The following is a 3,067-nucleotide window of genomic DNA, read 5'->3' on the forward strand; positions in this document are numbered from 1 at the left end:
GTATTGGCCAGCACGAAGCCGGCCACCTGGCCCCGTCGGTACAGCTCCTCGTACACCTCGGTGTCGGTTCGCGAGCCGGTGACGAACGTCAACAGGTGGTAGTCGGCCGCCTCCAGGCTGAGGATGGCCGAATAGAGAAACTGGTCGAGGATGGGGTGGGAGGTGACGCCGGACGGCTCGTCGAAGCCGTAGCCAATGAGGTTGGTGGACTGGGTGCGCAGGTTACGGGCGCTGACGTTGGGGCGGTAGTCCAGCTCGCGCACAGCGGACAGAACGCGGTCGCGGGTCTCCTGGGGAATGCTGCTTCCCGGCGTATCGTTGACGATGAACGATACCGTCGTTTGGGACACGCCGGCCAGCCGGGCCACATCGGCCATCGAGGGACGGCGCACCCTGCGCTCTTCAGACATCCGCCTCTTCCTCTCCTCACTGACAGACAGTTCAAGCGGTGCGGTAAATGGTATTAGTAATTCGTATTAGTAGTATAATGATGAGGTGTTGCTTGTCAATAAGTATTAGCGCCATTCTCCCCCAAACCTGTAGGGCGATTTGCCAAATCGCCCACCTGCCCTGTGCATGACATCTGTCACCCCTTCTTCATGACAAATGTCACTATGTCGCACTGCGTCATCGGCGTAGACTGCTCATGTATTCGTTTATCCGAATACATGAGGAACGCCAATGGATTCCCCCTCGCTTGATGAGTTGAACCTGCTGCATGCCGGCGTCTGTCAGGCCCTCGGCGACCCCAAGCGGCTCTACATCCTCTACGCCCTGTCCGAGCAGCCACGCCACGTCTCCGCGCTGGCCGCCGACCTCAACATGCCGCAGCCCACCGTCTCCCGCCACCTCCAGGTATTGCGCGACCGCCACCTGGTCACCAGCGAGCGCGATGGGGCGGCCGTCATTTACCGTCTGACCGAGCCGCGCGTCATCGACGTGCTCGACATGATGCGCCAAATCCTGCGCGACTCCCTGACCCGCCAATCGGATGTTCTTTCCCCAGCCATCACGGAGCCATCATGAAGGACTTTCGATTCCTCTGGATCGTCGGTCTGATCGTCACGGCCCTCCTTATCGCCGTACCCGTCCTGCTGTTCGCCTCATCCGGCGACGCCGTCTCGCCCGACCCGTGGGCCTACGTCGCGCCGACACCGGCCCACACCGACCATGCCGCGCTGCTGCCCGGCCCCTACGCCGCCGGCCAGGAGGTGACCGCCGCCTGCCTAGAGTGCCACGAGACCTCGGCCCAGGAGATGATGCAGACCACCCATTGGACGTGGGAGAGCGAGCCGGTGCTGCTGCCCGGCCGCGCCGAGCCGGTCACGGTCGGCAAGAAGAACCAGCTCAACAACTTCTGCATCGGCATCCAGGGCAACTGGACGGGCTGCACCAGCTGCCACGCCGGCTACGGCTGGGCCGACGCGTCGTTCGACTTCAGCCAGCAGACCGCGGTCGATTGCCTGGTCTGCCACGCCGATGCCAACCTCTACGCCAAGGACGACGCCGGGCTGCCGGCCGCGGGCGTGGATTTGGCCGCCTCGGCTCAGAGCGTAGGCCGGCCGACGCGCCAGAACTGCGGCAGTTGCCACTTCAACGGCGGCGGCGGCAACGCTGTCAAGCACAGCGACCTGGACGAGAGCCTCTACTATCCCGATGCGGGCATTGACGTGCACATGGGCCGCCTCGACTTCCAGTGCGTCGATTGCCACAGCGGCGAGAATCACCAGATCACCGGCCACAGTATCTCGGTTAGCCCCGAAGTGAAGGACACCCTGGCCTGCGCCAACTGCCACGTCGAACCCATCCACGCCGACGCGCGCATCAGCAGCCACACCGACGCTGTCGCCTGCCAGACGTGTCACATCCCCGAGGGCGCGCTGCGCCACGCCACCAAGGTCGATTGGGACTGGTCGACCGCCGGCCAGGAGCTGCCCGAAGACCCGCACGTCTACCTGAAGATCAAGGGCAACTTCGTCTACGAGCACGACACGCAGCCCACCTACGCCTGGTGGAACGGCGCGGCCGACCGTTATCTGATCGGCGACCTCATCGACCCGGCGGCTGTGACCCTGATCAACGACCCGCAAGGCGATATCGCCGACCCCGAGGCCAGGATTTACCCGTTCAAAGTCCACACCGCCCGCCAGCCCTACGACGTGGTCAACCAGTACTTGCTGGTTCCGATGACCGCCGGCGAGGGCGGCTTCTGGGACACGTTCGATTGGGAGTCGGCCTTCCGGCTGAACGAGCCGAACACGGGCCTGGCCTTCAGCGGCGAGTATGGCTTCGCGCCCACGGCCATGTACTGGTCGATGGATCACATGGTGCAGCCCAAGGAAGAGGCGTTGCAGTGCTACGACTGCCACGGCGAGAACGGCCGCATGGACTGGGCGGCGCTGGGCTATTACGGCGACCCGATGGAGTGGGGCGGGCGGTGACGAGCGACGAACGACGGACAACCACGTACGGGCGGGTTTCAAACCCGCCCCTACCACTGACCACTGCCATGCACACGAGGCGACTATCCATCCAACTGATCACAGGCGCGGCGCTCCTGCTGGCCGGGCTGTTGCTGTTTCTCAATCGCGGCGTGCTGGCCCAAGGGACCACGTCGGACGCGGAAGCGGAGTCCGCGCCGGCCCCCGCCCCCATGCACCCCACCTTCCCGCTGCTGGACGTGGACGGCGCGAACGTGCTGGATTCCGGCAACCCCGTCTCCACCATGACCACCTGCGGCAGCGGCTGCCACGATACCGCCTTCATTGCCGCCCCCGCTAATAACTTCCACGCCGATGTGGGTCTGTCCGGCCTGACCGAGCCGGGCGGCGTCCCCGGCGGCCGCCCTTGGGACATCAGCCCCGGCCTCTTCGGCCGGTGGAACGTACTACTCTATCGCACGCTCTCCGCCGCCGGCGACCCAATCATCGACCTGACGACGCCCGAGTGGGTACAGCGCGTCGGCGCGCGCCACACCGGCGGCGGCCCGGCGACCACCAGCCGCGACGGCCGGCCCCTGGTCGAGCTGGCCGCCGACGCCGCCGACCCCGAGACGAGCGTCATCGAC

Annotated in this window: 3 protein-coding genes and 1 pseudogene; 3 read left to right on the forward strand and 1 reads right to left on the reverse strand. The window is 65.6% G+C overall.

The window, feature by feature from the left end:
* Positions 1-410: LacI family DNA-binding transcriptional regulator (locus ACE3UY_RS03290; protein ID WP_374686125.1), on the reverse strand; the 410-nt coding region annotated here is incomplete at its 3' end.
* Positions 411-681: 271 nt separating this feature from the next.
* On the opposite strand from ACE3UY_RS03290, the gene ACE3UY_RS03295 reads away from it, so the two are divergent.
* The 3 genes and pseudogenes from ACE3UY_RS03295 to ACE3UY_RS03305 form a co-directional block, all read left to right on the forward strand.
* Complete coding sequence (locus ACE3UY_RS03295; RefSeq protein ID WP_374686126.1) at positions 682-1,026, forward strand: ArsR/SmtB family transcription factor; 345 nt, start codon at positions 682-684, stop codon at positions 1,024-1,026.
* Complete coding sequence (locus ACE3UY_RS03300; protein WP_374686127.1) at positions 1,023-2,441, forward strand: tetrathionate reductase family octaheme c-type cytochrome; 1,419 nt, start codon at positions 1,023-1,025, stop codon at positions 2,439-2,441. Before ACE3UY_RS03295 ends, ACE3UY_RS03300 begins: the two co-directional genes overlap by 4 nt.
* 68 nt (positions 2,442-2,509) lie before the next feature.
* A pseudogene (locus tag ACE3UY_RS03305) lies at positions 2,510-3,067 on the forward strand (hypothetical protein); the annotation flags it as partial.

The sequence above is a fragment of the Promineifilum sp. (SeqCode) genome, from assembly GCF_041918635.1.
Lineage (GTDB): Bacteria > Chloroflexota > Anaerolineae > Promineifilales > Promineifilaceae > Promineifilum.